27 protein-coding genes and 1 pseudogene are annotated in these 26,475 nt (G+C 59.3%); 14 read left to right on the forward strand and 14 right to left on the reverse strand.

The annotated features are described in order from the left end of the window. Window positions 1–44: 44 nt before the first annotated feature. The 5 genes from ACSPX5_RS17475 to colR form a co-directional block, all read right to left on the reverse strand. Window positions 45–269, reverse strand: a complete 225-nt coding sequence (locus ACSPX5_RS17475; protein ID WP_439819985.1) for a hypothetical protein — start codon at window positions 267–269, stop codon at window positions 45–47. Window positions 270–271: 2 nt separating this feature from the next. After that, window positions 272–985, reverse strand: coding sequence for a lipopolysaccharide kinase InaA family protein (locus ACSPX5_RS17480; RefSeq protein ID WP_169431686.1), 714 nt, complete (start codon window positions 983–985; stop codon window positions 272–274). A 4-nt stretch (window positions 986–989) separates the two neighbouring features. Then, complete coding sequence (locus tag ACSPX5_RS17485; protein WP_439819986.1) at window positions 990–1,658, reverse strand: class I SAM-dependent methyltransferase; 669 nt, start codon at window positions 1,656–1,658, stop codon at window positions 990–992. 125 nt (window positions 1,659–1,783) lie between these two features. Then, the gene (locus tag ACSPX5_RS17490; RefSeq protein WP_439819987.1) at window positions 1,784–3,094 is read right to left on the reverse strand and encodes a sensor histidine kinase; all 1,311 of its coding nucleotides are present in this window, start codon (window positions 3,092–3,094) and stop codon (window positions 1,784–1,786) included. Beyond that, window positions 3,084–3,767 carry a two-component system response regulator ColR gene (gene colR, locus ACSPX5_RS17495; RefSeq protein ID WP_085709546.1) on the reverse strand — a complete coding sequence of 228 codons (684 nt, stop codon included), beginning with the start codon at window positions 3,765–3,767 and terminating at the stop codon, window positions 3,084–3,086. The genes ACSPX5_RS17490 and colR overlap by 11 nt, the downstream gene beginning before the upstream one ends. A gap of 203 nt (window positions 3,768–3,970) precedes the next feature. Here colR and ACSPX5_RS17500 point away from each other — a divergent pair, with 203 nt between their 5' ends. Both ACSPX5_RS17500 and ACSPX5_RS17505 read left to right on the forward strand, forming a co-directional pair. After that, window positions 3,971–5,920 (forward strand): LTA synthase family protein, encoded by a 1,950-nt coding sequence (locus tag ACSPX5_RS17500; protein WP_207866731.1) that lies wholly within the window; start codon window positions 3,971–3,973, stop codon window positions 5,918–5,920. Window positions 5,921–5,972: 52 nt separating this feature from the next. Continuing rightward, window positions 5,973–6,716 carry a phosphatase PAP2 family protein gene (locus ACSPX5_RS17505; RefSeq protein ID WP_169431690.1) on the forward strand — a complete coding sequence of 248 codons (744 nt, stop codon included), beginning with the start codon at window positions 5,973–5,975 and terminating at the stop codon, window positions 6,714–6,716. Between the two features lie 90 nt (window positions 6,717–6,806). On the opposite strand, the gene groL is transcribed toward ACSPX5_RS17505, so the two are convergent. The 4 genes from groL to ACSPX5_RS17525 form a co-directional block, all read right to left on the reverse strand. Next, entirely contained in the window at window positions 6,807–8,453 is a 1,647-nt protein-coding gene (gene groL, locus ACSPX5_RS17510; RefSeq protein WP_039765873.1) for a chaperonin GroEL, read from the reverse strand. 51 nt (window positions 8,454–8,504) lie between these two features. Continuing rightward, window positions 8,505–8,798 carry a co-chaperone GroES gene (locus ACSPX5_RS17515; RefSeq protein ID WP_011335724.1) on the reverse strand — a complete coding sequence of 98 codons (294 nt, stop codon included), beginning with the start codon at window positions 8,796–8,798 and terminating at the stop codon, window positions 8,505–8,507. A gap of 259 nt (window positions 8,799–9,057) precedes the next feature. Further along, complete coding sequence (locus ACSPX5_RS17520; protein WP_439819988.1) at window positions 9,058–9,534, reverse strand: FxsA family protein; 477 nt, start codon at window positions 9,532–9,534, stop codon at window positions 9,058–9,060. A 65-nt stretch (window positions 9,535–9,599) separates the two neighbouring features. Beyond that, the gene (locus ACSPX5_RS17525; protein WP_085709541.1) at window positions 9,600–10,331 is read right to left on the reverse strand and encodes a HugZ family protein; all 732 of its coding nucleotides are present in this window, start codon (window positions 10,329–10,331) and stop codon (window positions 9,600–9,602) included. Window positions 10,332–10,493: 162 nt separating this feature from the next. Between ACSPX5_RS17525 and ACSPX5_RS17530 the strand changes: the two genes are divergently transcribed. Beyond that, window positions 10,494–11,252 (forward strand): SDR family oxidoreductase, encoded by a 759-nt coding sequence (locus ACSPX5_RS17530; RefSeq protein ID WP_011335726.1) that lies wholly within the window; start codon window positions 10,494–10,496, stop codon window positions 11,250–11,252. A gap of 67 nt (window positions 11,253–11,319) precedes the next feature. Here the strand turns inward: ACSPX5_RS17530 and apbC are convergent, their stop codons facing one another. Then, complete coding sequence (gene apbC, locus ACSPX5_RS17535) at window positions 11,320–12,414, reverse strand: iron-sulfur cluster carrier protein ApbC (protein ID WP_439819989.1); 1,095 nt, start codon at window positions 12,412–12,414, stop codon at window positions 11,320–11,322. A 159-nt stretch (window positions 12,415–12,573) separates the two neighbouring features. Between apbC and metG the strand changes: the two genes are divergently transcribed. From metG to ACSPX5_RS17575, 8 genes and pseudogenes are all read left to right on the forward strand, one after another. After that, window positions 12,574–14,625, forward strand: a complete 2,052-nt coding sequence (gene metG / locus ACSPX5_RS17540) for a methionine--tRNA ligase (protein WP_439819990.1) — start codon at window positions 12,574–12,576, stop codon at window positions 14,623–14,625. 131 nt (window positions 14,626–14,756) lie between these two features. Further along, the gene (locus tag ACSPX5_RS17545; protein ID WP_439819991.1) at window positions 14,757–15,326 is read left to right on the forward strand and encodes an electron transport complex protein RnfA; all 570 of its coding nucleotides are present in this window, start codon (window positions 14,757–14,759) and stop codon (window positions 15,324–15,326) included. A 17-nt stretch (window positions 15,327–15,343) separates the two neighbouring features. After that, window positions 15,344–15,718, forward strand: a pseudogene (gene rsxB / locus ACSPX5_RS17550) (electron transport complex subunit RsxB); the annotation flags it as partial. Window positions 15,719–16,523: 805 nt separating this feature from the next. Next, on the forward strand, window positions 16,524–17,507 hold the full coding sequence (locus tag ACSPX5_RS17555; protein WP_439819992.1) for an RnfABCDGE type electron transport complex subunit D: 984 nt from the start codon (window positions 16,524–16,526) through the stop codon (window positions 17,505–17,507). Next, entirely contained in the window at window positions 17,504–18,109 is a 606-nt protein-coding gene (locus tag ACSPX5_RS17560) for an RnfABCDGE type electron transport complex subunit G (protein ID WP_169431699.1), read from the forward strand. Before ACSPX5_RS17555 ends, ACSPX5_RS17560 begins: the two co-directional genes overlap by 4 nt. Continuing rightward, window positions 18,106–18,684, forward strand: coding sequence for an Rnf-Nqr domain containing protein (locus ACSPX5_RS17565; RefSeq protein ID WP_439819993.1), 579 nt, complete (start codon window positions 18,106–18,108; stop codon window positions 18,682–18,684). The genes ACSPX5_RS17560 and ACSPX5_RS17565 overlap by 4 nt, the downstream gene beginning before the upstream one ends. Further along, window positions 18,681–19,319 (forward strand): endonuclease III, encoded by a 639-nt coding sequence (gene nth / locus ACSPX5_RS17570; RefSeq protein WP_169431701.1) that lies wholly within the window; start codon window positions 18,681–18,683, stop codon window positions 19,317–19,319. The genes ACSPX5_RS17565 and nth overlap by 4 nt, the downstream gene beginning before the upstream one ends. A 107-nt stretch (window positions 19,320–19,426) precedes the next feature. Next, complete coding sequence (locus ACSPX5_RS17575; protein WP_169431702.1) at window positions 19,427–19,606, forward strand: PA3496 family putative envelope integrity protein; 180 nt, start codon at window positions 19,427–19,429, stop codon at window positions 19,604–19,606. A gap of 88 nt (window positions 19,607–19,694) precedes the next feature. Here the strand turns inward: ACSPX5_RS17575 and ACSPX5_RS17580 are convergent, their stop codons facing one another. Beyond that, entirely contained in the window at window positions 19,695–20,321 is a 627-nt protein-coding gene (locus ACSPX5_RS17580) for a response regulator transcription factor (RefSeq protein WP_169431703.1), read from the reverse strand. Window positions 20,322–20,717: 396 nt separating this feature from the next. Here ACSPX5_RS17580 and ACSPX5_RS17585 point away from each other — a divergent pair, with 396 nt between their 5' ends. Beyond that, a complete protein-coding gene (locus tag ACSPX5_RS17585) occupies window positions 20,718–21,302 on the forward strand; it encodes a hypothetical protein (protein ID WP_323160748.1) in 585 nt (194 codons plus the stop codon). Window positions 21,303–21,463: 161 nt separating this feature from the next. Here the strand turns inward: ACSPX5_RS17585 and ACSPX5_RS17590 are convergent, their stop codons facing one another. Then, window positions 21,464–22,681, reverse strand: coding sequence for an argininosuccinate synthase (locus ACSPX5_RS17590; protein WP_007963976.1), 1,218 nt, complete (start codon window positions 22,679–22,681; stop codon window positions 21,464–21,466). Between the two features lie 129 nt (window positions 22,682–22,810). Then, entirely contained in the window at window positions 22,811–23,719 is a 909-nt protein-coding gene (locus ACSPX5_RS17595; RefSeq protein WP_169431705.1) for a flagellar protein MotY, read from the reverse strand. 160 nt (window positions 23,720–23,879) lie between these two features. Here ACSPX5_RS17595 and pyrC point away from each other — a divergent pair, with 160 nt between their 5' ends. Together pyrC and rnt are read left to right on the forward strand one after the other, a co-directional pair. Continuing rightward, window positions 23,880–24,926 (forward strand): dihydroorotase, encoded by a 1,047-nt coding sequence (pyrC, locus tag ACSPX5_RS17600; RefSeq protein ID WP_095190451.1) that lies wholly within the window; start codon window positions 23,880–23,882, stop codon window positions 24,924–24,926. Continuing rightward, entirely contained in the window at window positions 24,923–25,597 is a 675-nt protein-coding gene (gene rnt, locus ACSPX5_RS17605; protein WP_007953196.1) for a ribonuclease T, read from the forward strand. Before pyrC ends, rnt begins: the two co-directional genes overlap by 4 nt. A gap of 88 nt (window positions 25,598–25,685) precedes the next feature. On the opposite strand, the gene ACSPX5_RS17610 is transcribed toward rnt, so the two are convergent. Next, window positions 25,686–26,288 (reverse strand): peroxiredoxin, encoded by a 603-nt coding sequence (locus tag ACSPX5_RS17610; protein WP_123588592.1) that lies wholly within the window; start codon window positions 26,286–26,288, stop codon window positions 25,686–25,688. Between the last annotated feature and the right edge of the window lie 187 nt (window positions 26,289–26,475).

A 26,475-nucleotide genomic window follows, 5' to 3' on the forward strand; every position in this document is an offset into this window, starting at 1 on the left:
AACTGCGAGGCCTTTGGCTCTTGTAGAAAGAGGCTTCAATCGATTCAACTCTGCGGCCTCATCCGTTGAGAAAGACCGAACATGAACAGCAGCAAATCATGGTCGGGTTGAGTCGCCACGGTGGCCTTGGCCACCCGTGGCATCGGGCAATGGGCATCGGTTGATTTGCCGATCACCTGCATCTGTGGCTGTTCCCAGGCCGCCACCGCCCATGATGCAACTGCCAAGGCTCCTACCAGAAACAAACCTCGTGCAATTTCTAGTTTCATCGCTATAAACCCTTGATAGCGCTGCCAAACGCCGTCTCATAAAAATAGACGAGTTTTTTCCAGTCCGTAGGGCTGAACGACGAGTGGCGACGCAATTGTTTCATGTCGTGGGACGCCGCACGATGAGCGGTCAGGCGCTGGCGGCATTTTTCCAGATCGATCAGAGCCACTTCGACCTTGGCCGACTCACCCTCGCCAGTGACACTGACAAAAACGTGCTTGATATAAATGCAGCTGTGCTGCCAGCGACCCTTGTGCATCCGGGCCAGGTTTTCGGCGAGGTCCTTGAGCACGCGTTCATACACGGCTTCACCGTGCCGCTCGCGGCCGCCTCCCGCTTCCCACTGTTCAAGCTCCTGGAAACCGTCCAGCGACTTGGTGACCAGCAGCGCCCGCCACTTGTGCTGTGGATCGGGCTGAGCACCGCAGAACACGATTTCCGGTACACGGACACCCAACCGGGATACACCGGTCAGCGCGTCCAGTTCACGCAATACGGTCGGCCGCCCGAACGGGTGCAGCCAACTGCGATAGATATGACCCGTCTGGCGCTTGGCATACAGCAGTTGCCCATCGCGCCCCACCACTCGCTGCACACCACTTTCGCCACCACGACGCACGTTGGGTTCTTCTACCCACTCACCGCGCTGGTTCCAGTAATAGTCGAAGCGATCCTGGGGAGCAACTTCCGTCTCTGCTGCAAATTGCACTGCCATCCTCTTACCTCTTGCGTAATACGTAAACTCGCCACATGGCATAGAGCGGAATGAAGTCCAGTTGTTCCTGGATCCTGAATCCCGCCGCTTCGAATTCCTTTTCGACCGTAGCGGCCGGTAACACAAACCGGTTCTGGTAACCTTCCTGTCCGCGCCGTTTCTCGGCGCGCTTGCGTTTCCAGGCCTTGAAATTGCCGTCTACCCACAACGAAATGATCACACTGTCCCGGGTCACGCGTTCGAACTCACGCAAAATTGCCTGCCGATGCTCGGCTTCGCCGATGTGGTGCAGCAGACGCATGCAGAAAATGCTGTCCACGGCATTGTCAGGCAAGGCAATGTCGAACGCCGATGTGTGCAAGGGTTGTACCCGCTTGACCACATCTGCCGGTTGGGCCTGCATCGCCGTCTTGATCATGGACTCGGAATTGTCCGCCCCGATGATCACCCGATTGGGTTTTTCTGCCAGTAACGGCCAGAAACGCCCGGCACCGCACGGCAGATCCAGCACCAGTCCCGGTTCGCCGACCAGGGTCAACGCCTTGCGGGCCAACTGCTGATCACGCCAGTTGGACAGACGACGCCCCAGACCATCCTGGTGCTTGTGCAGGTATTTCTGCGCGTGGTTATCGTCGTACTTCTCGGAAAAATCGAGTTTGATCGGGCCGGCCATCATCGGGACTCCTGAATTGCTGATATCCCCCACCTTATGCAGGGGTGTGTCAGCGTCAGGTCATCCCTTTGTGAAAAAAACGTCGCGTAAACCCCCAAACTATTTCAAGGTTATACAGGTTTCGTTCAGGTTGGCAGCTTTTTCGTGCCATTGGGGAGGGATTGGTGTTTGCCCAGATCTACCTCGAAACGGCAGCCATTGGGCTCCATCGTACTCAAAGTAACGCTCCAGCCCTGGTTTTCACAGATGCGCTGCACCAATGACAACCCGAGGCCAAGGCCTTCTCCGCGTTTTTCGTTGCCGCGCACGAACGGCTTGAACATCTCCTCGCGCTTCTCCTCGGGAATGCCTACGCCCGAGTCCTCGACCACGAAGCCGTTGTCATTGAGCGCCAACCGAATGAACCCCTGCTCGGTGTAGTGCAGGGCATTGCGCAGCAGGTTCCCCATCACGGCATTGAGCAATGTGGCGTTGTAAAGAGTTTCCGGCGGGTTGCCCGGCTCGAAAATCAGCTTCAGGCCCTTGGACTCGATCGGCTCGCGCCACACGCCCAACAGATTGTCCGCCACCTGACCGAGACTGTGCCGGGGTGCAGCCCCCGCATCTTCGCGCTGGGCACGGGCCAGCATCAGGAAGGTCTGCACCAGTTCGCGCATTTCTTCGCTGGCACGGGCAATCCGTTCGACCTGGGCGCGGCCGCGCTGATCGATGCCCGTGTTTTCCAGCAGCAGTTCACAGGAACTGGCCAATACCATCAACGGCGTGCGCAGCTCGTGGCTGACGTCACTGGTGAAGAGCCGCTCGCGAGTCAAGGCCTGGCGCAGACGGCCCAGCGTCGCATCGAAGGCCACCGCCAGTTCACCCACTTCATCGGCGGCGTAGTCCGGCGCCAGCGGCGGTGCCAGCCCCAGCAACTGATCGCGGTGACGCACCTGACGTGCCAGCCGGACCACCGGCGCCATCACTTTGCGCGCCAGTACCCAGCCAAGAAATACCGCCAGGGCGAGGCTCAGCACGAAGCCCACCAGTACCACGGCGAATAGCACGCGCTCACGCTCTTCGAAATCGCTCTGATCCTGTAGCAACACGTAGCGCCGACCGTCGACGATTTCGACCATCGCGTGATACGACAGCTGTTCGCGGAAGACTTCGTGGAACCCCGAATCCAGGTGCCGCAGATCCTTGGGCAGCTCGAAATCCCCCGGGCCGCCGCTGAAATAGAACAACTGGTCCGGCTCCGGCCGATGGCTCCAGTCCGAAACGTTGTCCATCAGCAACAGGCGCTGCAGGTCGCCGCCCAATCCAGCGGAAATCAGTTTTTCTTCCACCAGGTGCACGGTCGCGACAATGCCCATGGCGAATGCCCCTGCCACCAGTGCGCTCATCAGTGCGAAAGCGATGATGATCCGCTGGGCAAGGCTCTGCTTAAACTCCATCGCGGCCCTCGGCCAGGCGATAACCTACGCCATGTACGGTGTGCAGCAACGGTTTGGCGAACGGTTTGTCGATCACCTGACGCAACTGGTGGACATGACTGCGCAGGCTGTCGCTGTCCGGACAATCATCGCCCCACAGGGCTTCTTCAAGAATTTCCCGACGCAGGACGTGCGGGCTCTTCTGCATCAGTACCGCAAGCAGTTTCAGGCCGACCGGGTTGAGCTTGAGCAGTTTGCCTTCACGGGTGACTTCAAGGGTGTCGAGGTCGTAGCTCAGGTCGCCGACCTGCAGGGAACGGCGCCCGCCGCCCTGGGTGCGGCGCATCACTGCCTCGATTCGCGCCGCCAGCTCCGACAATGCGAAAGGTTTGACCAGATAGTCGTCGGCCCCGGACTTGAAACCCTGCAAGCGGTCATCGAGCTGATCGCGGGCGGTGAGCATGATCACCGGCGTGTCGCGACGGGCGTCTTCACGCAGGCGTTTGCACAGGGTGTAGCCGTCGATGCCCGGCAACATGATGTCGAGCACGATCAGGTCATAGTGCTCGGTGGCGGCCAGATGCAGGCCCGACAGACCGTCCTGGGCGCAATCGACGGTGTAGCCCTTCAGGCCCAGGTAATCGGCCAGGTTGGCCAGGATATCGCGGTTGTCTTCAACCAATAGAATTCGCATGGGCACCTCTTCCGTACACAGTAACGGCCGTCATGGCCCGCGCAGCTTAAGGCCTGTCTCGGCTCAGGGCTAGGGTTGGCGCCCCGACAGATGAAATTGCCCGGACGAAATAAATCTTTAACAAAGTTTTCACTATCGATTCACAACCTGATTACAGTGGCGCCGCGAAACTCCCGCACCATTGATAAAAGGAAAAGAACACAATGGGTTCTCTCAAGACAGCGCCGATGCGCTATCTGTTGTTGGTCACCGGCGCCTGGCTGGTGGTGTTTCTCCTCACCCGCATCGCACTGCTGCTGACTCATCTGGATGAGGCCGGCGGCGGGGCGTTGTCCGTGTTCGGTATCGGCCTGATCTACGATCTGGGCTTTCTCGCCTATGCCGCCTTGCCGTTGGGCCTGTACCTGTTGCTGTGCCCGCCGGCCCTGTGGCGTCGTCGCGGTCACCGCTGGTTCCTCCAGGGACTGCTGACGGTCAGCCTGTACGCCATGCTGTTTACGGCGGTGGCCGAGTGGCTGTTCTGGGATGAGTTCGGGGTTCGCTTCAATTTCATCGCCGTCGATTATCTGGTGTATTCCGACGAAGTGCTGAACAACGTGCTGGAGTCCTACCCGATCGGCAAGTTGCTCAGCATCCTGGCAGTGCTGGCCATCGTGTTGAGTTTCGCGCTGCGCAAACCGTTCAACGCAGCGCTGGATGCACCGCTGCCGCCATTGCGCGGGCGTCTGCTCAATGCACTGGCTCTGCTGGTGGTCGCGGGTCTGAGCCTGCAACTGATCAGCCAGGACGCACCGCGCGCCCAGGGCGGCAACGCCTATCAGAACGAACTGGCGAGCAACGGCCCTTATCAGTTCTTCGCCGCGTTCCGTAACAACGAGCTGGACTACAGCCAGTTCTACAAGAGCCTGCCAGCGGACAAAGTCGCCGGTCAGATTCGAGCCGAGCTGAACGAGCCCAATGCCCGTTTCGTCGGCAAGGATCCTCAGGACATCCGTCGCGATATCGACAACCCGGGCGTCACCCGCAAACCGAACATTGTGCTGGTGACCATCGAGAGCCTCAGCGCCAAGTACCTGGGCAGCAACGGTGACGGCCGCAACCTGACGCCGAACCTCGACGCCTTGCGCAAGCAGAGTCTGTACTTCAACAATTTCTACGCCACCGGCACGCGCACCGACCGGGGTCTGGAAGCCATTACCCTGGCCATTCCACCGACGCCGGGCCGTTCCATCGTCAAGCGCATCGGTCGCGAGAGCGGTTTTGCCAGCCTTGGCCAGCAATTGAGCGCCGTCGGCTATGACAGCGTGTTCGTCTACGGTGGCCGTGGCTACTTCGACAACATGAACGCGTTCTTCAGTGGCAACGGCTATCGCGTTGTCGACCAGAGCAGCGTCGACGAGTCGGAGATTCACTTCAAAAATGCGTGGGGCATGGCCGACGAGGATCTGTACAAACAGACGCTGAAGCTGGCGGACGCCGACTACGCCAAGCAGCAGCCTTTCCTGCTTCAGCTGATGACCACCTCCAACCACCGCCCGTACACCTATCCGGAAAACCGCATCGACATCAAATCGGGCAACGGTCGTGATGGTGCGGTGAAGTACACCGACTACGCCATCGGTCAGTTCCTGGAGCAGGCGCGGCAGAAACCGTGGTTCGACAACACGATCTTCATCTTCGTCGCCGACCATACTGCCGGCAGCGCGGGCAAGGAAGACCTGCCGATCACCAACTACCAGATCCCGCTGTTCATCTATGCACCGAAGCTGATCGAGCCACGGGAGAACGCGCAACTGGCCAGCCAGATCGACCTCGCGCCGACCCTGCTGGGTTTGTTGAACCTGGATTACCAATCGACGTTCTTCGGCCGCAACCTGCTGGCGGACAACCCGCTGCCACCTCGGGTGGTGGTGGGCAACTATCAGCACCTGGGGCTGTTCGACGGCAAGGATCTGGCGATCCTCAGCCCACGCCAGGGCCTGCGCCGGCATGACGATGCGCTGACCGAAAGCCGCGAGTCCCGGGTCGGCAGCGACGACCCGATGGTCAGTCGCGCCATCACGTATTACCAAACCGCCAGTTATGGCTTCAAGCAACAGCTGCTTGGCTGGAAAGCACCCAAGGAGGGTGCCGAGCAAGTCAGCGATCGTTAATCGAGGCGCCCCGGACTGATGCTCCGGGGCGTTTTCCCGTTCTGGATCCCTCATGTCATCAAATGTTGTACGTCCCGCCCCTCGCCCGCTGAACTTCTGGCTTTGCCTGGGGATTCCCGCCGTCGCCGCCACCCTTCTGGTACTGCTCGAACTGACCGATCTGGACATGAATCTGGCGCGAATGTTCTACGACCCCGCCGCCGGCGACTTCATCGGGCGCCACAGTTACTTTCTGGAAAACATCCTTCACGACCGCGCCAAGCAGGTGGTGATCGCGTTTTCGGTGTTCGCCGTCATCGGTTTCATCGGCGCGTTTTTCATCGACCGGATCAAACCCTACAAGCGTGAACTGGGCTGCCTGGTGCTGTCCCTGGGCCTGGCGACCTCATTCGTGACACCGATGAAAGCTGTGACTGCCGTGCAGTGCCCATGGAGCCTTGAGCAATTCGGCGGTCATGAAACCTACAGCAAACTGCTGGAACATCGCCCGCCTACCGACAAGCCCGGCCGCTGCTGGCCCGGTGGTCATGCGGCAACGGGGTTCACCCTGTTTGCGCTGTTCTTCGTGCTGCGTGATCGTCGCCCGCGACTGGCGCGGCAGGCGTTCATCTTTGCCTTTGCGCTGGGTTCGGTGTTTTCGATCAGCCGGATGATGCAGGGCGCACACTTCTTTTCCCACAACGTGTGGACGGCGATCTTCTGCTGGCTGATCTGCCTGGGGTCGTATTACTGGGTGCTGTATCGCCCGACCGTCAAAGCAGAAGCGGCCATGAAGGCACAACCGGTAAACGCCTGATGACTTGAAGGCCGGACAATAAAATCAGGGCAATAAAAAACCCCGTCTGCTCTCGCAGACGGGGTTTTTCGTTACAGGGGTAAGGCTGGCTTACATCATGCCGCCCATGCCACCCATGCCGCCCATGTCTGGCATACCGCCGCCAGCTGCACCTTCTTTCTTCGGTGCGTCGGCAACAGCGGCTTCGGTGGTCAGGATCAGACCGCCGATGGACGCTGCGGCTTGCAGAGCCGAACGGGTCACCTTGGTTGGGTCCAGGATGCCCATTTCGATCATGTCGCCGTATTCGCCGGAAGCAGCGTTGTAACCGAAGTTACCTTTGCCGTTTTTGACTTCGTTGACGACTACGCTTGGCTCGTCACCGGAGTTGGCAGCGATCTGACGCAGCGGCGCTTCAACAGCGCGACGCAGCACAGCGATACCGACGTTCTGGTCAGCGTTGTCGCCGGTCAGTTCGGTCAGGGCTTCCAGAGCACGGATCAGCGCAACGCCACCGCCAGGTACCACGCCTTCTTCAACGGCTGCACGGGTTGCGTGCAGGGCGTCTTCAACGCGGGCTTTCTTCTCTTTCATTTCGACTTCGGAACCGGCGCCAACCTTGATCACTGCAACGCCGCCGGACAGCTTGGCCAGACGCTCTTGCAGTTTTTCACGGTCGTAGTCCGAGGAAGTTTCGGCAACCTGGGCACGGATCTGAGCGATGCGGGCTTCGATGTCGCCTTGAACGCCAGCACCGTCAACGATGATGGTGTTTTCCTTGGACAGGGTGACGCGCTTGGCGTTGCCCAGGTGTTCCAGGGTGGTGCTTTCCAGGCTCAGGCCGATCTCTTCGGAGATCACGGTACCGCCGGTCAGAACGGCGATGTCCTGCAGCATGGCCTTGCGACGGTCGCCGAAGCCTGGAGCCTTGACGGCTGCGACTTTAACGATGCCACGCATGTTGTTCACAACCAGAGTCGCCAGGGCTTCGCCTTCAACGTCTTCGGCCACGATCAGCAGTGGACGGCCGGCTTTGGCAACGGCTTCCAATACTGGCAGCATTTCGCGGATGTTCGAGATCTTCTTGTCGACCAGCAGGATCAGCGGGCCGTCGAGCTCGGCGACCATGGTGTCCGGCTTGTTGACGAAGTACGGAGACAGGTAACCACGGTCGAACTGCATGCCTTCTACAACCGACAGTTCGTTTTCCAGGCCCGAGCCTTCCTCAACGGTGATCACGCCTTCTTTACCGACTTTCTCCATGGCTTCGGCAATGATGTCGCCGATGGAGTTGTCGGAGTTGGCGGAGATGGTGCCGACCTGAGCGATGGCCTTGGTGTCAGCGCATGGCTTGGACAGGGCTTTGAGCTCTTTGACGATCGCGATGGTCGCTTTGTCGATACCGCGTTTCAGGTCCATCGGGTTCATGCCGGCAGCGACGGCTTTCAGGCCTTCGTTGACGATCGACTGAGCCAGAACAGTAGCGGTGGTAGTACCGTCACCGGCGTCATCGTTGGCACGGGAGGCAACGTCTTTGACCAGCTGCGCGCCCATGTTTTCGAAGCGATCTTCGAGTTCGATTTCTTTGGCGACGGACACGCCGTCCTTGGTGATGGTCGGAGCGCCGAAGCTCTTCTCGAGGATCACGTTACGGCCTTTCGGGCCCAGGGTTGCTTTTACCGCGTCAGCCAGAACGTTGACGCCTTTGAGCATTTTGGAGCGAGCGGCATCGCCGAATTTAACTTCTTTAGCAGCCATGATCGATATTCCTTAAATACTTTGTAGTAGCGGGAAAATGAACGGGGGTAATCAGCCTTCGATAACGGCGAGGATTTCGTTCTCGCTCATTACCAGCAGGTCTTCGCCGTCGACTTTCACAGTGTTGCTGCCGGAGTACGGACCGAACACAACCTTGTCGCCCACCTTCACGGACAGTGCGCGCACTTCACCGCTTTCCAGTGCCTTGCCCGGGCCTACAGCCAGAATCTCACCGTGGTTGGCTTTTTCAGCAGCCGAACCTGGCAGGACGATACCGCCAGCGGTTTTCTTTTCTTCTTCGCTGCGACGGATGACGACGCGGTCATGCAGAGGACGAAGCTTCATTGTCGATCTCTCCTAATTGTGGTTTTCATCGGCCGGTGTAGTCCCGGCGGGTTTAACGAATCCGGCCTGCGCCGGTTGCGGTTCGTCGAGCGAGCCGCGGAAGTCTGTCCGGTTCAAATACCGGAAACCTTTCGGTGACCGATACATAAGGGCGCATAAGCTTATTACAAGGGCAGGCCCAAAATTTTTTCATCGCGGCTTGTCATAAGCGCGGCCGTAAACGAACACGGCACCCGAAGGTGCCGTGTGAGTGAGGAGGTCAGTGGGTGTCGCGGTGTTCGAACTCGCCTTCGATCACATCGCCTTCGCGGCCCAGAGGCTGGCGCGGTGCGGGACCGCCGCGAGGTTGCAGGTCATCGGCGAACGCACGCTGACGCATGGCCTGTTCTTCGGCGCGCTGGCGCATTTTGTTGGCGAACAGGCGTCGGCTGAACGGCAACAGCAGCACCAGACCGACCACATCGCTGATGAAGCCCGGCAGGATCAACAGGCCACCGGCCAGGGCCAGCATCAGGCCTTCGAGCATGGTTTGCGCAGGCAGCTCGCCGCGGTTCAGGTTTTCACGGGCACGCAGGGCGGTTGCCAGTCCGGCGATACGCAGCACAAATACGCCGAACATCGAGCCGAGAATGATCAGCAGCAGGGCCGGGAAAAATCCGATCGATCCTGCCACTTTGACGAATACGAACAGCTCCAACACCGGGAACAGCAGAAAGAGCAACAAAAAAGGGCGCATCAAAGTTTCCTCAACGCAAGAAATGCCTTGCAGTAAGCCTTAGATGACGTCGCCCTTTCGTGAATTCAAGCGTCGGCCACCGCATTTTTTGGCCAGACCTCGGCGTGAGCCAGAGAAACCAAGGCTTCGCGCACTTGTATCGGCGTGTGACAAGGCGCTTGAAACGGCAGCCAGTACAGCGCCTGACCGATGCGCAGGTGCATGCCTTCGGTGTCGATCCCGGCCATTTGTGCCGGAACGGTTTTCGGCAGCCCGGCGAGGTCGACGTAATGCGCGATGGCCTTGGCGTGGTCGCTGTTCATGTGCTCGACCATGCTGATCTCGGCCTTGCCGGCGAACGGGTTGGCCAGGGTCAAGTGATCAACCCAGTGGATTGCGCCGAAACCGCCGATGTAACGATGGCGCACTGGTTTGAGCACCCAGAAATCGAAGTCGTGGGCCTTGTGGTAATTCTGCGAATCGGGGAAATAACGGTAGTAGCGCTCGGCGGCAGCTTCGATGGCTGCGGCGTCTTCGAGCTTTTCCGCTTCGGCCAGATAGGTCAGGCGACCAACGGCTTGCACATCGTCAGCCTCGCGCTCCCCCACCAGCAGCGAACATTTCGGATCTTTCTGCAGGTTGTGAGTGTGCTGGGCGATACGGCTGATCAGGATCAGCGGCCGGCCCTGCTCGTCCAGGCAGTAGGGAACCACGGAGCCAAACGGAAAACCGGGCATTGATTTTGAGTGGGTCGACAGCACGCCACGGTATTCCTTGAGAAGCAATTCTCGGGCATTCTTAGCCGCTTCAACGCTCAATTTATGACTCCTTAAATAGAATCCGTCGAAAAAACGGACGGGCAACCTGGATACGTCCCGGTCGCCATCGGGGCAGTTCTCATGTGCAGCCAGGCCATGTCGGGCGCAGATCGAGAGGCTCTCTAAAGGACACCACTCTTACCTGCTCTCGGAGGCATGCGAATGCAACTCAACGACAAAGTAATCATTATCACTGGCGGTTGCCAAGGTTTGGGCCGCTCGATGGCCGAGTATTTCGCAGGCAAGGGCGCGAAGCTGGCGCTGGTCGACCTGAACCAGGAAAAACTCGATGACGCGGTCGCGGCCTGCAAGGCCAAGGGTGTCGAGGCGCGCAGCTATCTGTGCAACGTCGCCAACGAAGAGCAGGTGACACACATGGTTGCCCAGGTCGCCGAAGACTTCGGCGCGATCCACGGCCTGATCAACAACGCCGGGATCCTGCGCGACGGCCTGCTGCTCAAGGTCAAGGACGGCGAGATGACCAAGATGAGCCTGGCCCAGTGGCAGGCGGTGATCGACGTCAACCTGACCGGCGTATTCCTCTGCACCCGTGAAGTCGCGGCGAAAATGGTCGAACTGAAGAACAGCGGCGCGATCATCAACATCTCGTCGATCTCCCGCGCGGGCAACGTCGGCCAGACCAACTACTCCGCCGCCAAGGCCGGCGTCGCGGCGGCGACGGTGACCTGGGCCAAGGAACTGGCGCGCTACGGCATTCGCGTGGCGGGCATTGCACCGGGCTTCATTGAAACCGAGATGACCCTGGGCATGAAGCCCGAAGCACTGGAGAAAATGACTTCAGGCATTCCGCTCAAGCGCATGGGCAAGCCGGAAGAGATCGCCCATTCGGCGGCGTACATCTTCGAGAACGACTACTACACCGGCCGGATTCTGGAGATGGATGGCGGGTTGCGCATCTAACTGACAACACAAAACCAAATGTGGGAGCGGGCTTGCTCGCTCCCACAATTGAATGTGTTTCAGACCATCAATCGTCGCTGATGGTGATGTTCGGCATCGCCGGCGAAGCCGCTTCCTGCAACACGATCCGCGCACCGACGTGGCGCGCCAGTTCCTGATAGACCATGGCGATCTGGCTGTCCGGCTCGGCAATCACCGTCGGTTTGCCGCCATCGGCCTGTTCGCGGATCAGCATCGACAGCGGCAACGAAGCCAGCAGCTCGACGCCGAACTGGGTCGCCAGCTTCTCGCCACCGCCCTCACCGAACAGATGCTCGGCATGCCCGCAGTTCGAGCAGATGTGCACCGCCATGTTCTCCACCACGCCCAGCACCGGAATGTTGACCTTACGGAACATCTCCACGCCTTTGCGCGCATCGAGCAACGCCAGATCCTGCGGCGTGGTGACGATCACCGCGCCGGCCACCGGCACTTTCTGCGCCAGGGTCAGCTGAATGTCGCCGGTGCCTGGCGGCATGTCGATGACCAGGTAATCCAGGTCGCCCCAGGCGGTTTGCGTGACCAGTTGCAGCAGCGCCCCGGAGACCATCGGCCCGCGCCAGACCATCGGCGTGTTGTCGTCGGTCAGGAAGGCCATCGACATCACTTCGACACCATGGGCCTGAAGCGGCACAAACCACTTCTGGTCCTTGATCTGCGGGCGGGTGCCCTCGGGGATGCCGAACATGATGCCCTGGCTCGGGCCGTAGATATCGGCGTCGAGAATCCCGACCTTCGCACCTTCACGGGCCAGCGCCAGGGCCAGGTTGGCGGCGGTGGTGGATTTGCCCACACCGCCCTTGCCGGATGCCACTGCAACCACGTTCTTGACGTTGGCCAGCCCCGGAATCTGAGCCTGGGCCTTGTGCGCGGCGATCACGCTGTTGACTTCGACCTTGGCCGACACCACGCCGTCGAGGTTTTCGATGGCCAGTTGCAGCATTTGCGCCCAGCCGCTCTTGAACAGACCGGCGGCATAACCGATTTCCAGCTGCACGCTGACGCGGTCGCCGGCAATTTCGATGTTGCGCACGCAACCGGCGCTGACCGGGTCCTGGTTCAGGTAGGGGTCGGTGTATTGGCTGAGGACGGCTTCCACCGCTGCGCGAGTGACGGCGCTCATGGGCAACTCCGATATCAAGACTGGGAAAAGAAAGATGGCGGGTATCCTACCCCTTCTGTCCTCCGGACGGCATGCCCGGCAACGATTTGCAGGGGTGAAATATCTTTCCCGGCGCTTTATAGTGGCCGACCTCCGTTTCATCAAGTAGCGAAGCCCCACATGTCCGAACCACGCAAGATTCTCGTCACCAGCGCCCTGCCCTACGCCAACGGTTCGATCCACCTTGGCCACATGCTGGAATACATCCAGACCGATATGTGGGTGCGCTTCCAGAAGCATCGCGGCAATCAGTGCATTTATGTCTGCGCCGACGACGCCCACGGTTCGGCGATCATGCTGCGCGCGGAAAAGGAAGGCATCACCCCGGAACAACTGATCGCCAACGTCCAGGCTGAACACAGCGCCGACTTTGCCGACTTCCTGGTGGACTTCGACAACTTCCACTCCACTCACGCCGAAGAAAACCGTGAGCTGTCGAGCCAGATCTACCTGAAGCTGCGTGACGCCGGGCACATCGCCCAACGTTCGATCACCCAGTATTTCGACCCGGAAAAGAAAATGTTCCTGGCCGACCGCTTCATCAAGGGCACCTGCCCGAAATGCGGCACCGAAGACCAGTACGGCGACAACTGCGAAAAATGCGGCGCGACCTACGCACCGACCGACCTGAAGGATCCGAAGTCGGCCATCTCCGGCGCCACCCCGGTGCTCAAGGATTCCCAGCACTTCTTCTTCAAGCTGCCGGACTTCCAGGAAATGCTGCAGGCCTGGACCCGCAGCGGCACCCTGCAGGACGCCGTGGCCAACAAGATCGCCGAATGGCTGGACGCCGGCCTGCAACAGTGGGATATCTCCCGCGATGCGCCGTACTTCGGTTTCGAGATCCCGGGCGAGCCGGGCAAGTACTTCTATGTGTGGCTGGACGCGCCGATCGGCTACATGGCCAGCTTCAAGAACCTCTGCAACCGCACGCCGGAGCTGGACTTCGACGCGTTCTGGGGCAAGGACTCCACCGCCGAGCTGTACCACTTCATCGGCAAGGACATCGTCAACTTCCATGCCCTGTTCTGGCCGGCGATGCTCGAAGGCGCGGGTTTGCGCAAACCGACCGGGATCAACGTACACGGCTACCTGACCGTCAACGGTCAGAAGATGTCCAAGTCCCGCGGCACCTTCATCAAGGCCCGTACCTACCTGGATCACCTGTCGCCGGAATACCTGCGCTACTACTACGCGGCCAAACTCGGCCGTGGCGTGGACGACCTCGACCTGAACCTCGAAGACTTCGTGCAGAAGGTCAACTCCGACCTGGTCGGCAAAGTGGTCAACATCGCCAGCCGTTGCGCCGGTTTCATCCAGAAGGGCAACGCCGGCCTGCTGGTGGACAAAAACGCCGCACCGGAACTGACCGACGCATTCCTGGCCGCTGCGCCGAGCATCGCCGACGCCTATGAAGCCCGCGACTTCGCCCGCGCCATGCGTGAAACCATGGCACTGGCAGACCGTGCCAACGCCTGGATCGCCGACAAGGCACCATGGTCGCTGAACAAACAGGAAGGCAAGCAGGATGAAGTCCAGGCGGTCTGCGCCACGGCGATCAACCTGTTCCGCCAGCTGGTGATCTTCCTCAAACCGGTGCTGCCAGTGCTGGCCGCCGATGCCGAGGCGTTCCTCAACGTGGCCCCGCTGACCTGGAACGACCACACCACCCTGCTGGCCAACCACCAGTTGAACGAATTCAAGCCGTTGATGACCCGCATCGACCCGGTAAAAGTGCAAGCCATGACCGACGCCTCGAAAGAAGACCTGACCGCCAGCCAGACCGACACCGGCGCCGCCGCGCCTGCCGGCAATGGCGAACTGGCCAAGGATCCGCTGTCGCCGGAAATCGACTTCGACACCTTCGCCGCCGTCGACCTGCGCGTGGCACTGATCGTCAAGGCCGAACATGTTGAAGGCGCGGACAAGCTGCTGCGTCTGACCCTCGACATCGGTGACGAGCAACGCAACGTGTTCTCCGGAATCAAGAGCGCTTACCCGGATCCGTCGAAACTCGACGGTCGCCTGACCATGATGATCGCCAACCTCAAGCCACGGAAAATGAAGTTCGGCATCTCCGAAGGCATGGTGATGGCAGCCGGCCCTGGCGGTGAAGAAATCTACCTGCTGAGCCCGGACAGCGGCGCCAAGCCGGGTCAGCGCATCAAGTAAGGTTTTGCACTGATCGATCCCACAGGCGTACCCCGTGCGCCTGTGGGATTTTTCATATCTGGCCCACCCGTCATGGCGGCCGGAAAATGCCTAATCTTAAGTGACATCCGCCCGCTCTCACCGGCAGAACCATGACCGAACTCGTGCTTACGCTCTTCAGTGCTGCGCTGATCAACAACTTCGTGTTGCACTGGCCGCTGGGCGTCGATCCGCTGCTGGCGGGCGAGCGCCGTCAGGTGCATGCGCTGGGGCTGGCGACGTTGTGTCTGATGTTGATTGTCGGCGTGACGGGTTACGCGATCGGGCATTGGCTGCTGGTGCCGTTGCAACTGGAGTTCCTGCGGATGCTTGTGTTCCTGCCACTGAGCGTGCTGCTGATCGCACCTTTGCTGAAGTTGCTGACGCGATGGCGACCCGATATGCCTTTTGACGGTTTGTGGCCGCTGCTGCTGGGCAACGCGGGTGTGCTGGGGCTGACACTGATCAACGCGCAAGCAGATAAAGGCCTGTTTCATGCGACAGCGCTGAGCCTGGGTGCCGGACTGGGTTTCTGGCTGGTGTTGAGCCTGTTCAGCGATTTGCGTGAGCGCACGGCCGACAACGATATTCCCCTGCCCTTTCGTGGCCTGCCGATCCAGTTGATCGGCGCCGGACTGATGGCCGTGGCTTTTCTCGGATTCAGTGGACTGATCAAAACATGAGTCTGATTCAACGCATCGACGCCTTGCTGCCGCAGACCCAATGCGGCAAGTGCGGTCATCCCGGATGCAAACCCTACGCTGAAGGCATCGCCGCCGGTGAGCCGATCAACAAGTGCCCGCCCGGTGGCGACGAAACCATCGCGGCGCTGGCCGAACTGTTGAAAATCCCGGTGCTGGAACTGGACATCAGCCGCGGTTCGGCGCCACCGCAAGTGGCCTATATCCGCGAAGCCGAATGCATCGGCTGCACCAAGTGCATTCAAGCCTGCCCGATCGACGCCATCGTTGGTGCGGCGAAACTGATGCACACGGTGATCATCGACGAGTGCACCGGTTGCGATCTGTGCGTGGCGCCCTGCCCGGTGGACTGCATTGAAATGCACCCGCTGCCGCTGGGTACGCTGCCGGTGGTTGGAGGCCTGGCCAACAGCCTCGAAGAACAACAGGCACGCACCAAAAAGCGCGATCACGCCCGCCTGCGCTTCGAACGGCGCAACGCTCGTCTGCAACGCGAAGAACAGCAGAAACAGGCCGAACGCGAGGCTCGGGCGCAGCGCGCGGCACAGGTTGAAGTTGCGTCCGCCACGCTTGATCCGGTGCAGGCGGCACTGGAGCGGGTGCGTGCTCAGAAAGCCGTAACCGCCGACGCCGCGCTGAAAAAGGCCAAGATCGACGTGGCGATGAGCCGAGCTCAGTTGCACAAGTCGCTGAAAGCCTTCGGTCATCCGCCGACCTTCGAACAGCAGTCGCAACTGATCGTGTTGCAGCAGCAATTCGAAGCCGCCGAACAGGCCCTGGCGAAACTGGAAAGCAGCGCCACACCTGCGCCGGCCGTGGCGGCCCCAGCAAAAGACGCCGACCTGAAACGGGCGAAAATCCAGCTGGCGATGCGCCGGGCCGAGCTGAAAAAGGCCCAGACCGCAGAGGCTCCGCCGGAGCAGATTGCAGCACTGGAACAAGCCCTGCGTGACGCCGAACAAGCGTTGCACGACGCCGAAGCCGCGAGCGACCAACCGCTGCCCGACCTTGTGCGCGTGGAGAAACGTCCGATCGACAACCAGCTTCGTCAGCTGAAAACCGAATTGGCCTACGCGCGCGCCGAGCTGAACAAACTGCAACGACGCGAAGGCACTCCAGTCGAAGTCCTCGACAAGGCCCGCACCCGCCTGCAAGAGGCCGAGCGGCAGGTACAAGCCCATGTCATTCATTGAAACCAGAGACGAGCGCCTGCAACAGGCAATGAAGCTAGTCCTGCTGGCGACATTGCCGGGGTTGCTGGCGTTGTTCTGGTTTTACGGCTGGGGCGTGTTGATCAACCTGATCCTGTCCGTCGTCACAGCCTTGAGCGTCGAAGCCGCCGTGACATCTCTGCGCCGGCAACCGCTGCAATCCACATTGACCGATGGCAGCGCAGTGGTCAGCGCCACGCTGCTGGCCATCGCCCTGCCGCCTTACTGCCCGTGGTGGCTGACGGTCACAGCAATCGGCTCAGGCCTGCTGTTGGGCAAACACTTGTACGGTGGCGTGGGCCGAAACCCTTTCAATCCGGCCATGCTCGGTTTTGCCGTGGCGATGGTGATGTTCCCGCAGCCGATGACCCATTGGCCGGCCCATGGGATGGATCTGACGGCGGCTGTTGGCCAGGTGTTCAACCTGGGCACGCAGCCGGACGCCTGGGTCCAGGCCACGGCGCTGGACAGCCTGCGTATCAACAAAAGCCTGACTATCGATGAATTGTTCGCCACCCACCCGGCATTCGGCCGTTTCGGTGGACATGGCGTGGAGTGGGTGAACCTGGCGTTTCTCGCCGGTGGACTGTTTCTGCTACAGCGCCGGGCGATCGGCTGGCACGCACCGGTCGGCATGCTCGCCAGCCTGTTCGTCATCAGCCTGCTGTGCTGGAACGGCTCGGGGTCGGATTCCCATGGCTCGCCACTGTTTCATCTGCTGAACGGCGCAACCATGCTGGGGGCATTCTTCATCGTCACTGAACCGGTTTCCGGTGCAAAAAGTCCCCTCGCTCGCTTGCTGTTCGGCGTGGGCGTCGGCCTGCTGACTTATCTGATTCGTACCTGGGGCGGTTATCCCGACGGCGTGGCGTTCGCGGTGTTGCTGATGAACCTGTGCGTGCCGGCTCTGGAACGCCTTGCCGCTGTCCGTCAGACGCAGGTGACGCCATGAACCGCGCGAGCAGCCTGATGACCTTGGTGCTGCTGGCGACTGCAGGCGTCGGCGTGACTTACATTGTGCAACGCAGCAATGCCTCGCACATCGCCGCCGAACAGCGCCAGCTCGAAAATCGCAAATGGCTGGATGTGCTTTCAGTCGATGCGTACGACAACCAACCTCTGGAACAACCTTTGGCGCTGACTGGCACCGACCTGAGTCACAGCCTGCTGCTGGGCGGTTATCGAGCGACCAAAGCCGGTCAACCCGTAGCGGTGCTGCTCCTCAGCCAGACTGAAGGTTATGCGGGGAGCATCGAGTTGCTGATTGCCATCGATGCCAATGGCCGATTGCTCGGTGTGAAAACCCTTGAGCAATCTGAAACGCCGGCACTGGGCGGGCATATCGGTGACTGGCCAAATAGCTGGTTGCAGGCGTTTATCGGCAAATCCGGCAGCCAACCGACAGATGCCGGATGGGCCTTGAAAAAGGATCAGGGGCAATTCGACCAGATCGCGGGCGCAACCATGACCTCCCGCGCGGCCATCAACGCCATCCACGATGCCCTGCGCTATTTCGATGATCACCGCACGACCCTGCTGGGGAGCGCGCCATGAACACCTCAGCGACACTGTCGAATTCAATGATGCTGGTGCTGTTGATCGGCGCCACCGACGCCGTGGCCGGTGCGCTGGCGACTCTGTTGCTGTTCACCGTTGTGGTGAGCGCGTATGGCTTGTGCATGGCAGCGCTGCGCGTACGCCTGAGCAACGAGAGCCTGTTGCCGGTCAGTCTGGTACTGGCCGCGACCCTGGCCGGCTGCGCCGATATTCTGCTGCAAAGCGCGTCGGTGCAGTGGCATCAGCAGATCAGCCTGTACACGGGACTGATCGGCCTGCAATGCGTTGTACTGGAACACAATGGATTTTTTCGCCTGCCGATCAATGGAAAACTGAAACTGTGCGGGCTGTTTGCCGCGCTGATGACAGTGATGGCCGTGTTGCGCGAACTGATCGGTCAGGGCAGCATCGGCCATCATCTGTTTGAACACTGGCAAGGCTTGATCCCGTTTGCCGACGGCCTGCATTTCGCGACGCTGGCGCCTGGCGCCTTCATACTGCTGGGATTGTTGCTCGCTGCCCGTCAGGCCTGGACTCGCCCCGCCCCACCCGAGGAAACGCATCACCCATGAATGCCGCCAAACGCCTGGAGATCTTCCGCAGGTTTCACGAGGACAATCCCGAGCCCAAGACTGAACTGGCCTATTCATCACCTTTCGAGCTGTTGATTGCGGTGATCCTGTCCGCGCAGTCGACGGATGTCGGGGTGAACAAGGCGACCGCGAAACTGTTCCCGGTAGCCAATACGCCAGCGGCCATTCACGCGTTGGGCGTGGAAGGCTTGTCCGAGTACATCAAGACGATCGGTCTGTATAACAGCAAGGCCAAAAACGTGATCGAGACCTGCCGCCTGCTGATGGAACTGCACGATAGCCAGGTCCCGCAGACACGCGAAGAACTGGAGGCCCTGCCCGGCGTAGGCCGCAAGACTGCCAACGTCGTGCTCAACACGGCTTTTCGTCAGCTGACCATGGCTGTCGATACGCACATTTTCCGGGTAAGCAACCGCACGGGCATTGCCCCGGGCAAAAATGTGGTCGAGGTGGAAAAGAAGTTGATGAAGTTTGTACCAAAAGAGTATCTGCTGGACTCCCACCACTGGCTGATTCTGCACGGGCGCTATGTATGTCTGGCGCGCAAGCCGCGCTGTGGCAGCTGCCGGATCGAAGATCTGTGCGAGTACAAACACAAAACCTCTGACGATTGATCGGCTATTGGATTTATCGATTCGTCGATTGAAAAAATCTTTTTTACCCGTAGCAGGAATATCGATATAAGGAGCGCCAAAGGCAGTCTTAGCCTGGAGTTAACCTTATGACTGACAGCAAAGAACAACTGGACGTAGATGACGACTTCGTCGCTGCAGATGCCGACGACGCCGAGCCTGTGGTCGAAGTCGCCAAGACCAACCTCAGCAAGCGCCGCACCATCGATAACCTGCTCGAGGAGCGCCGACTGCAGAAGCAATTGGCCGATTACGATTTTGATCTGTGACATTTGAAAGCCTCCCGCAACGGAGGCTTTTTATTTTCTGCTGCAAGTCGATACCGATCCGCCCATGATCCCTCGACGGTTGAAGCCGTCAGACCAGCCCATTACGCTGGGCCAGCTCGATCAGATCCACCAGAGAGCGCGCATTGAGTTTCAACAGCAAGCGGGTCTTGTAGGTGCTGACAGTCTTGTTGCTGAGAAACATGCCATCAGCGATTTCCTTGTTGGTCCTGCCCCTTGCCAATTGTTGCAGCACCATCATCTCGCGCCCGGACAGGCGATCAACCATGTCGGCCTCACTGGCATTGCCCAGACTGGTCCGCACAGTATGCAAGGCCTGATTGGGAAAGTAGCTGTATCCGGACAGCACAGCCTTTATTGCGCTGAGCAGCTCGGTCAGATCCTGTTGCTTGCAAACATATCCCGCAGCCCCCGACTGCATGCAGCGCATGGAAAAATGGCCCGGGGCCTGAGAGGTCAGCACCAACACTTTCAAAGGCATCGCGCTCGTCGTCAGACGCGCAATGACTTCCAGTCCATCAAGTTTTGGTATGCCGATATCCAGAATGACAATATCGGGCATCTGGTCGCGGGCCAGTTGTAATGCATCCACTCCATTATCCGTTTCTGCAACGACTTCGTAGCCATGACGTTCCATCAGCATACGCACAGCAAGACGAATGACGGGATGATCATCCACGATCAACACTTTATTCATGGGCAAGTCCAGTTTCGCTGTTCGATTTTTTAGAACCGGCACAATAACGTAGTCGTTTCATGCTTGGCATAGCAAAGTTCCTTTGCACCTGCAGCGAGAGACGCCTCCTACAGGCAATAAAGATTTATCCTACAGAAAAGACTCATAAACGCCCAACAACAGACTAGATTAAATAAGCATTTAAACTTTCCGGACCTGCAATTCAAAAACCGGAAGCAATGAGATCTGCAAAGGGCAGATCAAACAAACAAAAAAACCGAAACAACATACCGATATCCATCCGGCTATTTTTAATATAGATACCAGATACCGAACACTGAAATCACTTCGGCCGGACTCTACAAGCAGCGCCAATAACCAACATGACGAGAAAGACCCTACCCATGAGTAAAGAACATGTTAAAGATCAATCAAAAAATCACCAACCCCATCACCGTCATTGCCATATTCGCTTTCATCTCAGAAACGTCTGCGGCGGTATCCTTGCCATTTCTCGACAATGCCGAACGTGAAATCTATATCTGGTTTTTGATCAGCTTCCCGTTCTATTTACTGTTCCTGTTCTTTATCACCTTGAACTTCAACTATCGCTCCCTGTATGCCCCATCGGACTTCGACAATGACAACAACTTCCTCAAGGCTTTTGAAGATACGGAGCCTCATTCATCCGAAGAACCATCAGATCGGGAAGAGCCGGAAATACATGTAATAAAACTGCCGAAACCCCTGAGCACACTGTGCATCGGTTTTATTCGAGGAACGAACGCCGAATCTCAAATAGACTCGATGAAGAAAAAAATTCTGCAACCGATAAAGCACTCACCCAGAATACTCCTCGTTCTGATCGATGATATGCCAGACACTTTCCCGAAAGAAAACATCATCAAATCGCTCAGACAAGGCAATAAAACAACAGGAACGACATACTGTATTATTTACGACATTCGCTCACCGAATATCACGGTATCGGGAAAGATTTAAAGTGAAACAGGGGGATGAATATTACTTCAACGCAATATTCGAAGTCATAAAGATGAAAACAGGAACGCTGACCGGCAACGATCAGGTCAACAGAAGGGTATTGCGGCATGGCGGCCTTGTCACAACGACAAGGCCGCCATTTGACGTCAGTTCCGAGGGGCTCAGAACAGCTTGCGGCCTTTGTTGGCAGCAATACGCATGCGCAGCGCGTTGAGTTTGATGAAGCCTGCGGCATCGGCCTGGTTGTAGGCGCCGCCGTCTTCTTCGAAAGTCGCGATGTTGGCGTCGAACAGCGAATCGTCGGACTTGCGGCCGGTCACGATCACGTTGCCCTTGTACAGCTTCAGGCGCACGACGCCATTCACGTTGACCTGGGAGGCGTCGATCATCTGTTGCAGCATCAGACGCTCCGGGCTCCACCAGTAACCGGTGTAGATCAGGCTGGCGTACTTCGGCATCAACTCGTCTTTCAAGTGAGCGACTTCGCGGTCCAGGGTGATCGATTCAATGGCGCGGTGAGCGCGCAGCATGATGGTGCCGCCCGGGGTTTCGTAGCAGCCACGGGATTTCATGCCGACGTAACGGTTCTCGACGATATCCAGACGGCCGATACCGTGTTGGCCGCCGATCTTGTTCAGGGTCGCCAGTACGGTGGCCGGAGTCATTTCGACGCCGTCCAGGGCGACGATGTCGCCGTTGCGGTAAGTCAGTTCCAGGTACTGCGGGGTGTCGGGAGCCTTCTCCGGGGAGACGGTCCAGCGCCACATGTCTTCTTCGTGCTCGGTCCAGGTGTCTTCCAGCACGCCGCCTTCATAGGAGATGTGCAGCAGGTTGGCGTCCATCGAGTACGGGGATTTCTTCTTGCCGTGGCGCTCGATCGGGATCGCGTGCTTCTCGGCGTAGTCCATCAGTTTCTCGCGGGACAGCAGGTCCCACTCGCGCCAAGGGGCGATCACTTTCACACCAGGCTTGAGCGCGTAGGCACCCAGCTCGAAACGGACCTGGTCGTTGCCCTTGCCGGTCGCGCCGTGGGAAATGGCATCGGCACCGGTTTCGTTGGCGATTTCGATCAGACGTTTGGCGATCAGCGGACGCGCGATGGAAGTACCCAACAGGTACTCGCCTTCGTAAACGGTGTTGGCACGGAACATCGGGAACACGAAGTCACGCACGAATTCTTCGCGCAGGTCGTCGATGTAGATTTCTTTGACGCCCATGGCCTGAGCCTTGGCGCGAGCCGGCTCGACCTCTTCGCCCTGACCCAGGTCAGCGGTGAAGGTCACGACTTCACAGTTATAAGTATCCTGCAGCCACTTGAGGATCACCGAAGTGTCCAGGCCGCCGGAATACGCCAGAACGACCTTGTTTACGTCCGCCATGCCATCACTCCACGGGGTTCTACGGAAAGCCGAGGAGTCTACCGCTCAAACGCGATAATTTACAGAGGCGCGACAGCTTAAGACGACAAAGCGACAGAATCTGTCGAGAGCGCGACGATGACCGGCAGGTCAGGAAGTCGCCGCTGCGTTGGCCGGCGTACTGGCTTGAGGCGCTGGAGCAGTGACCGGGGCCACCCGGGCCAACTTCACGCTGACCCGACGGTTCTTCGCCCGGTTGGCGGCATTGGTGTTGGGGACCAGTGGGTATTGCTCACCGTGGAAACGCACAGTGATCTGCGATTCGGCGATGCCGTTGGCCTTGAAGAAATCGACCACCGCCAGCGCGCGACGGCGCGACAACTCACGATTGGTCAGACGATTGCCGCTGTTGTCGGAGTAGCCATCGAGCTCAATGTGATTGACCGTAGGATCGGCCTTCATGAACTCGAGCATCACTTGCAGTCTGGCTTTCGCGGCAGCGTCCAGATCGGTGCCCTCGCCCGGAAAGCCGACCTGCGAGTTTTTGACCTGATCGAAATTCTGCGGGAGCAGTTTCGCCACACAGGTCTGATAGTCGTTGAACGCCTTGCTGAACTTGACCGGCAGCAAACGCACTTCGGAGACCCGTCCATCACCGGAGGCACGCCGCACCACCGGGCTGCGACCTTCCAGCAAACCACTGATCAACCCGCCGGCCTGCGACTGCGAACTATTGAACAGCACGTTGCCGGTGCCAATCCTGACGCTGCCCAGATTGATGTCATTGCGTCCCGGCTGCCAAGGCGCTGCCGCCGCCAGCAAGGTTGCCGAACCGCCGCCCAGCATCGCGTTGTAGGCGTTCAGGCGAAAAATCGCCTGCTCGCCGGCCTTGCGCACGAACTGGCCCGAGCCGAAGTCGGTGATCGGCTGCGTCAGGCGGCATTCGAACTTGTCGCCTTCGACCGTCCACTCAATGTTCTCCAGACGGGTCTGGTAGGTCAGTGCCATCGCGGGAAGACTGGCAAACACACTGAGCAAGACTAAATAACGCTGGCGCACGGGAGGCTCCATTGGCTTCTACAACAAAAAAGACCGATACATACATGTTTACGGCATACCTATGGGATATCGGACGCTCGTCGCAAAACTTGATAGCGAGTGCCTGCAAGAGTCTTTTCCGGTAGCATTCGCCTCAGTTTGACCCGCCTGGAATCCCCTCATGTCCGACCGCCTGACCCTGCTGCGTCCCGACGACTGGCACATTCATCTTCGTGATGGTGCCGTGTTGACCAATACCGTTGCAGATGTTGCGCGCACCTTTGGTCGCGCCATCATCATGCCCAACCTGGTACCTCCGGTGCGCAACGCCGCTGAAGCCGACGGCTATCGCCAGCGGATTCTCGCTGCCCGCCCGGCCGGCAGTCGTTTCGAGCCGTTGATGGTGCTGTACCTCACCGACCGTACCCAGCCCGAAGAAATTCGTGAAGCCAAGGCCAGCGGTTTTGTCCACGCGGCCAAGTTGTACCCGGCCGGCGCCACCACCAACTCCGATTCCGGGGTCACCAGCATCGACAAGATCTTCCCGGCGCTGGAAGCCATGGCCGAAGTCGGCATGCCGCTGCTGATCCACGGTGAAGTCACCCGTGGCGACGTCGATGTGTTCGACCGCGAGAAAATCTTCATCGACGAGCACATGCGTCGTGTGGTCGAGCGTTTCCCGACGCTCAAGGTCGTGTTCGAACACATCACCACCGGTGATGCCGTGCAGTTCGTCAACGAGGCTTCGGCCAACGTCGGCGCGACCATCACCGCGCATCATCTGCTGTACAACCGCAACCACATGCTGGTGGGCGGGATTCGGCCGCACTTCTATTGCCTGCCGATCCTCAAGCGCAACACCCACCAGGAAGCCCTGCTCGACGCCGCCACCAGCGGCAGCGCGAAGTTCTTCCTCGGCACCGACTCGGCGCCGCACGCCCAGCACGCCAAGGAAGCCGCCTGCGGCTGCGCCGGCTGCTACACCGCGTACGCCGCCATCGAGCTGTATGCCGAAGCCTTTGAACAGCGCAATGCGCTGGACAAGCTCGAAGCATTCGCCAGCCTCAACGGCCCGCGTTTCTACGGCCTGCCGGCCAACACCGACCGTATCACCCTGGTTCGTGAAGAATGGACCGCCCCGACCAGCCTGCCTTTCGGCGAGCTGACCGTTATCCCGCTGCGCGCCGGTGAAAAACTGCGCTGGCGCCTGCTGGAGGAACACGCGTGAGTGAAGACCATTTCGACGACGAACTGGACGGTCAAGGTGGCGGCGGCTCCCGCCATCCGATGGCAGCACGCTTTCGCGGCTACCTGCCGGTTGTCGTCGACGTAGAAACCGGTGGTTTCAACTCGGCCACCGATGCGTTGCTGGAGATTGCCGCGACCACCATCGCCATGGATGAAAAGGGTTTCGTCTACCCGGATCACACCTACTTCTTCCGCGTCGAGCCGTTCGAAGGCGCCAACGTCGAAGCGGCGGCACTGGAGTTCACCGGGATCAAGCTCGATCACCCGTTGCGCATGGCCGTCAGCGAAGAAACGGCCCTGACCGACATCTTCCGTGGCGTGCGCAAGGCCTTGAAGGCCAACGGTTGCAAGCGGGCGATCCTGGTCGGCCACAACAGCAGCTTCGACCTGGGCTTCCTCAACGCCGCCGTTGCGCGGCTGGACATGAAGCGCAATCCGTTCCACCCGTTCTCCAGCTTCGACACCGCGACCCTCGCCGGCCTGGCGTACGGTCAGACCGTGCTGGCGAAAGCCTGTCAGGCAGCCGATATCGATTTCGATGGCCGTGAAGCGCATTCGGCGCGTTACGACACCGAAAAGACCGCCGAGCTGTTCTGCGGCATCGTCAACCGCTGGAAACAGATGGGCGGCTGGGAAGACTTCGACGACTGATCTTCGTCGGGCTGCTTCCGAGCATGAAAAAACCGGCCACATGGGCCGGTTTTTTTGTACCTCGCTTTCTGTACCTGAAGCGTGCGCCTTACAGGGCAGCAGCGTTCTCGGTCAGGTAAGCCGCAACGCCTTCTGGCGAAGCGTTCATGCCCTTGTCGCCTTTTTTCCAGTTGGCAGGGCAGACTTCGCCGTGCTCTTCGTGGAATTGCAGAGCGTCGACCAGACGGATCAGCTCTTCCATGTTACGGCCCAGCGGCAGGTCATTGATGATCTGCGAACGGACAACGCCTTTGTCGTCGATCAGGAACGCGCCACGGAACGCCACGCCACCTTCGGACTCAACGTCGTAGGCCTTGGCGATGTCGTGCTTCATGTCGGCTGCCATGGTGTATTTCACCTGACCGATGCCGCCATTGTTGACCGGGGTGTTACGCCAGGCGTTGTGGGTGAAGTGCGAGTCGATCGAAACGGCGACCACTTCAACGTTACGTGCCTTGAAATCAGCCATGCGGTTGTCCAGAGCGATCAGCTCGGACGGGCAGACGAAGGTGAAGTCCAGCGGGTAGAAGAACACCAGGCCGTATTTGCCTTTGATGGCCGAGGACAGGGTGAAGCTGTCAACGATCTCGCCATTGCCGAGTACGGCCGGGACGGTGAAGTCAGGGGCTTGTTTGCCTACGAGTACGCTCATTGATATCTCCTGGTGTAGAAACTTGAAGTTCAGGGTCCGCGCCAGCCTGCCACCCTCAGGCGACAGCCCTGTGACACGAACCCCCTTCGCAAGGGCCGACCATCATACACTGCGTTTTTCGACTGTCCTCAAAGGTTTTTCGCGAAATCCCGGCTGGCATTCAGCCATGCACCACCGTTCGTCAGTC

The organism is Pseudomonas sp. HLG18 (assembly GCF_051903985.1).
In the GTDB taxonomy this organism is placed as follows: domain Bacteria; phylum Pseudomonadota; class Gammaproteobacteria; order Pseudomonadales; family Pseudomonadaceae; genus Aquipseudomonas; species Aquipseudomonas fluorescens_BT.

Bases quoted from the DNA above. Each gene is read 5' to 3' on its own strand.
- ACSPX5_RS17475 (WP_439819985.1), bottom strand. From the start codon at position 269: ATGAAACTAGAAATTGCACGAGGTTTGTTTCTGGTAGGAGCCTTGGCA.
- ACSPX5_RS17480 (WP_169431686.1), bottom strand. From the start codon at position 985: ATGGCAGTGCAATTTGCAGCAGAGACGGAAGTTGCTCCCCAGGATCGC.
- ACSPX5_RS17485 (WP_439819986.1), bottom strand. From the start codon at position 1,658: ATGGCCGGCCCGATCAAACTCGATTTTTCCGAGAAGTACGACGATAAC.
- ACSPX5_RS17490 (WP_439819987.1), bottom strand. From the start codon at position 3,094: ATGGAGTTTAAGCAGAGCCTTGCCCAGCGGATCATCATCGCTTTCGCA.
- colR (WP_085709546.1), bottom strand. From the start codon at position 3,767: ATGCGAATTCTATTGGTTGAAGACAACCGCGATATCCTGGCCAACCTG.
- ACSPX5_RS17500 (WP_207866731.1), top strand. From the start codon at position 3,971: ATGGGTTCTCTCAAGACAGCGCCGATGCGCTATCTGTTGTTGGTCACC.
- ACSPX5_RS17505 (WP_169431690.1), top strand. From the start codon at position 5,973: ATGTCATCAAATGTTGTACGTCCCGCCCCTCGCCCGCTGAACTTCTGG.
- groL (WP_039765873.1), bottom strand. From the start codon at position 8,453: ATGGCTGCTAAAGAAGTTAAATTCGGCGATGCCGCTCGCTCCAAAATG.
- ACSPX5_RS17515 (WP_011335724.1), bottom strand. From the start codon at position 8,798: ATGAAGCTTCGTCCTCTGCATGACCGCGTCGTCATCCGTCGCAGCGAA.
- ACSPX5_RS17520 (WP_439819988.1), bottom strand. From the start codon at position 9,534: ATGCGCCCTTTTTTGTTGCTCTTTCTGCTGTTCCCGGTGTTGGAGCTG.
- ACSPX5_RS17530 (WP_011335726.1), top strand. From the start codon at position 10,494: ATGCAACTCAACGACAAAGTAATCATTATCACTGGCGGTTGCCAAGGT.
- apbC (WP_439819989.1), bottom strand. From the start codon at position 12,414: ATGAGCGCCGTCACTCGCGCAGCGGTGGAAGCCGTCCTCAGCCAATAC.
- metG (WP_439819990.1), top strand. From the start codon at position 12,574: ATGTCCGAACCACGCAAGATTCTCGTCACCAGCGCCCTGCCCTACGCC.
- ACSPX5_RS17545 (WP_439819991.1), top strand. From the start codon at position 14,757: ATGACCGAACTCGTGCTTACGCTCTTCAGTGCTGCGCTGATCAACAAC.
- ACSPX5_RS17555 (WP_439819992.1), top strand. From the start codon at position 16,524: ATGTCATTCATTGAAACCAGAGACGAGCGCCTGCAACAGGCAATGAAG.
- ACSPX5_RS17560 (WP_169431699.1), top strand. From the start codon at position 17,504: ATGAACCGCGCGAGCAGCCTGATGACCTTGGTGCTGCTGGCGACTGCA.
- ACSPX5_RS17565 (WP_439819993.1), top strand. From the start codon at position 18,106: ATGAACACCTCAGCGACACTGTCGAATTCAATGATGCTGGTGCTGTTG.
- nth (WP_169431701.1), top strand. From the start codon at position 18,681: ATGAATGCCGCCAAACGCCTGGAGATCTTCCGCAGGTTTCACGAGGAC.
- ACSPX5_RS17575 (WP_169431702.1), top strand. From the start codon at position 19,427: ATGACTGACAGCAAAGAACAACTGGACGTAGATGACGACTTCGTCGCT.
- ACSPX5_RS17580 (WP_169431703.1), bottom strand. From the start codon at position 20,321: ATGAATAAAGTGTTGATCGTGGATGATCATCCCGTCATTCGTCTTGCT.
- ACSPX5_RS17585 (WP_323160748.1), top strand. From the start codon at position 20,718: ATGTTAAAGATCAATCAAAAAATCACCAACCCCATCACCGTCATTGCC.
- ACSPX5_RS17590 (WP_007963976.1), bottom strand. From the start codon at position 22,681: ATGGCGGACGTAAACAAGGTCGTTCTGGCGTATTCCGGCGGCCTGGAC.
- pyrC (WP_095190451.1), top strand. From the start codon at position 23,880: ATGTCCGACCGCCTGACCCTGCTGCGTCCCGACGACTGGCACATTCAT.
- ACSPX5_RS17610 (WP_123588592.1), bottom strand. From the start codon at position 26,288: ATGAGCGTACTCGTAGGCAAACAAGCCCCTGACTTCACCGTCCCGGCC.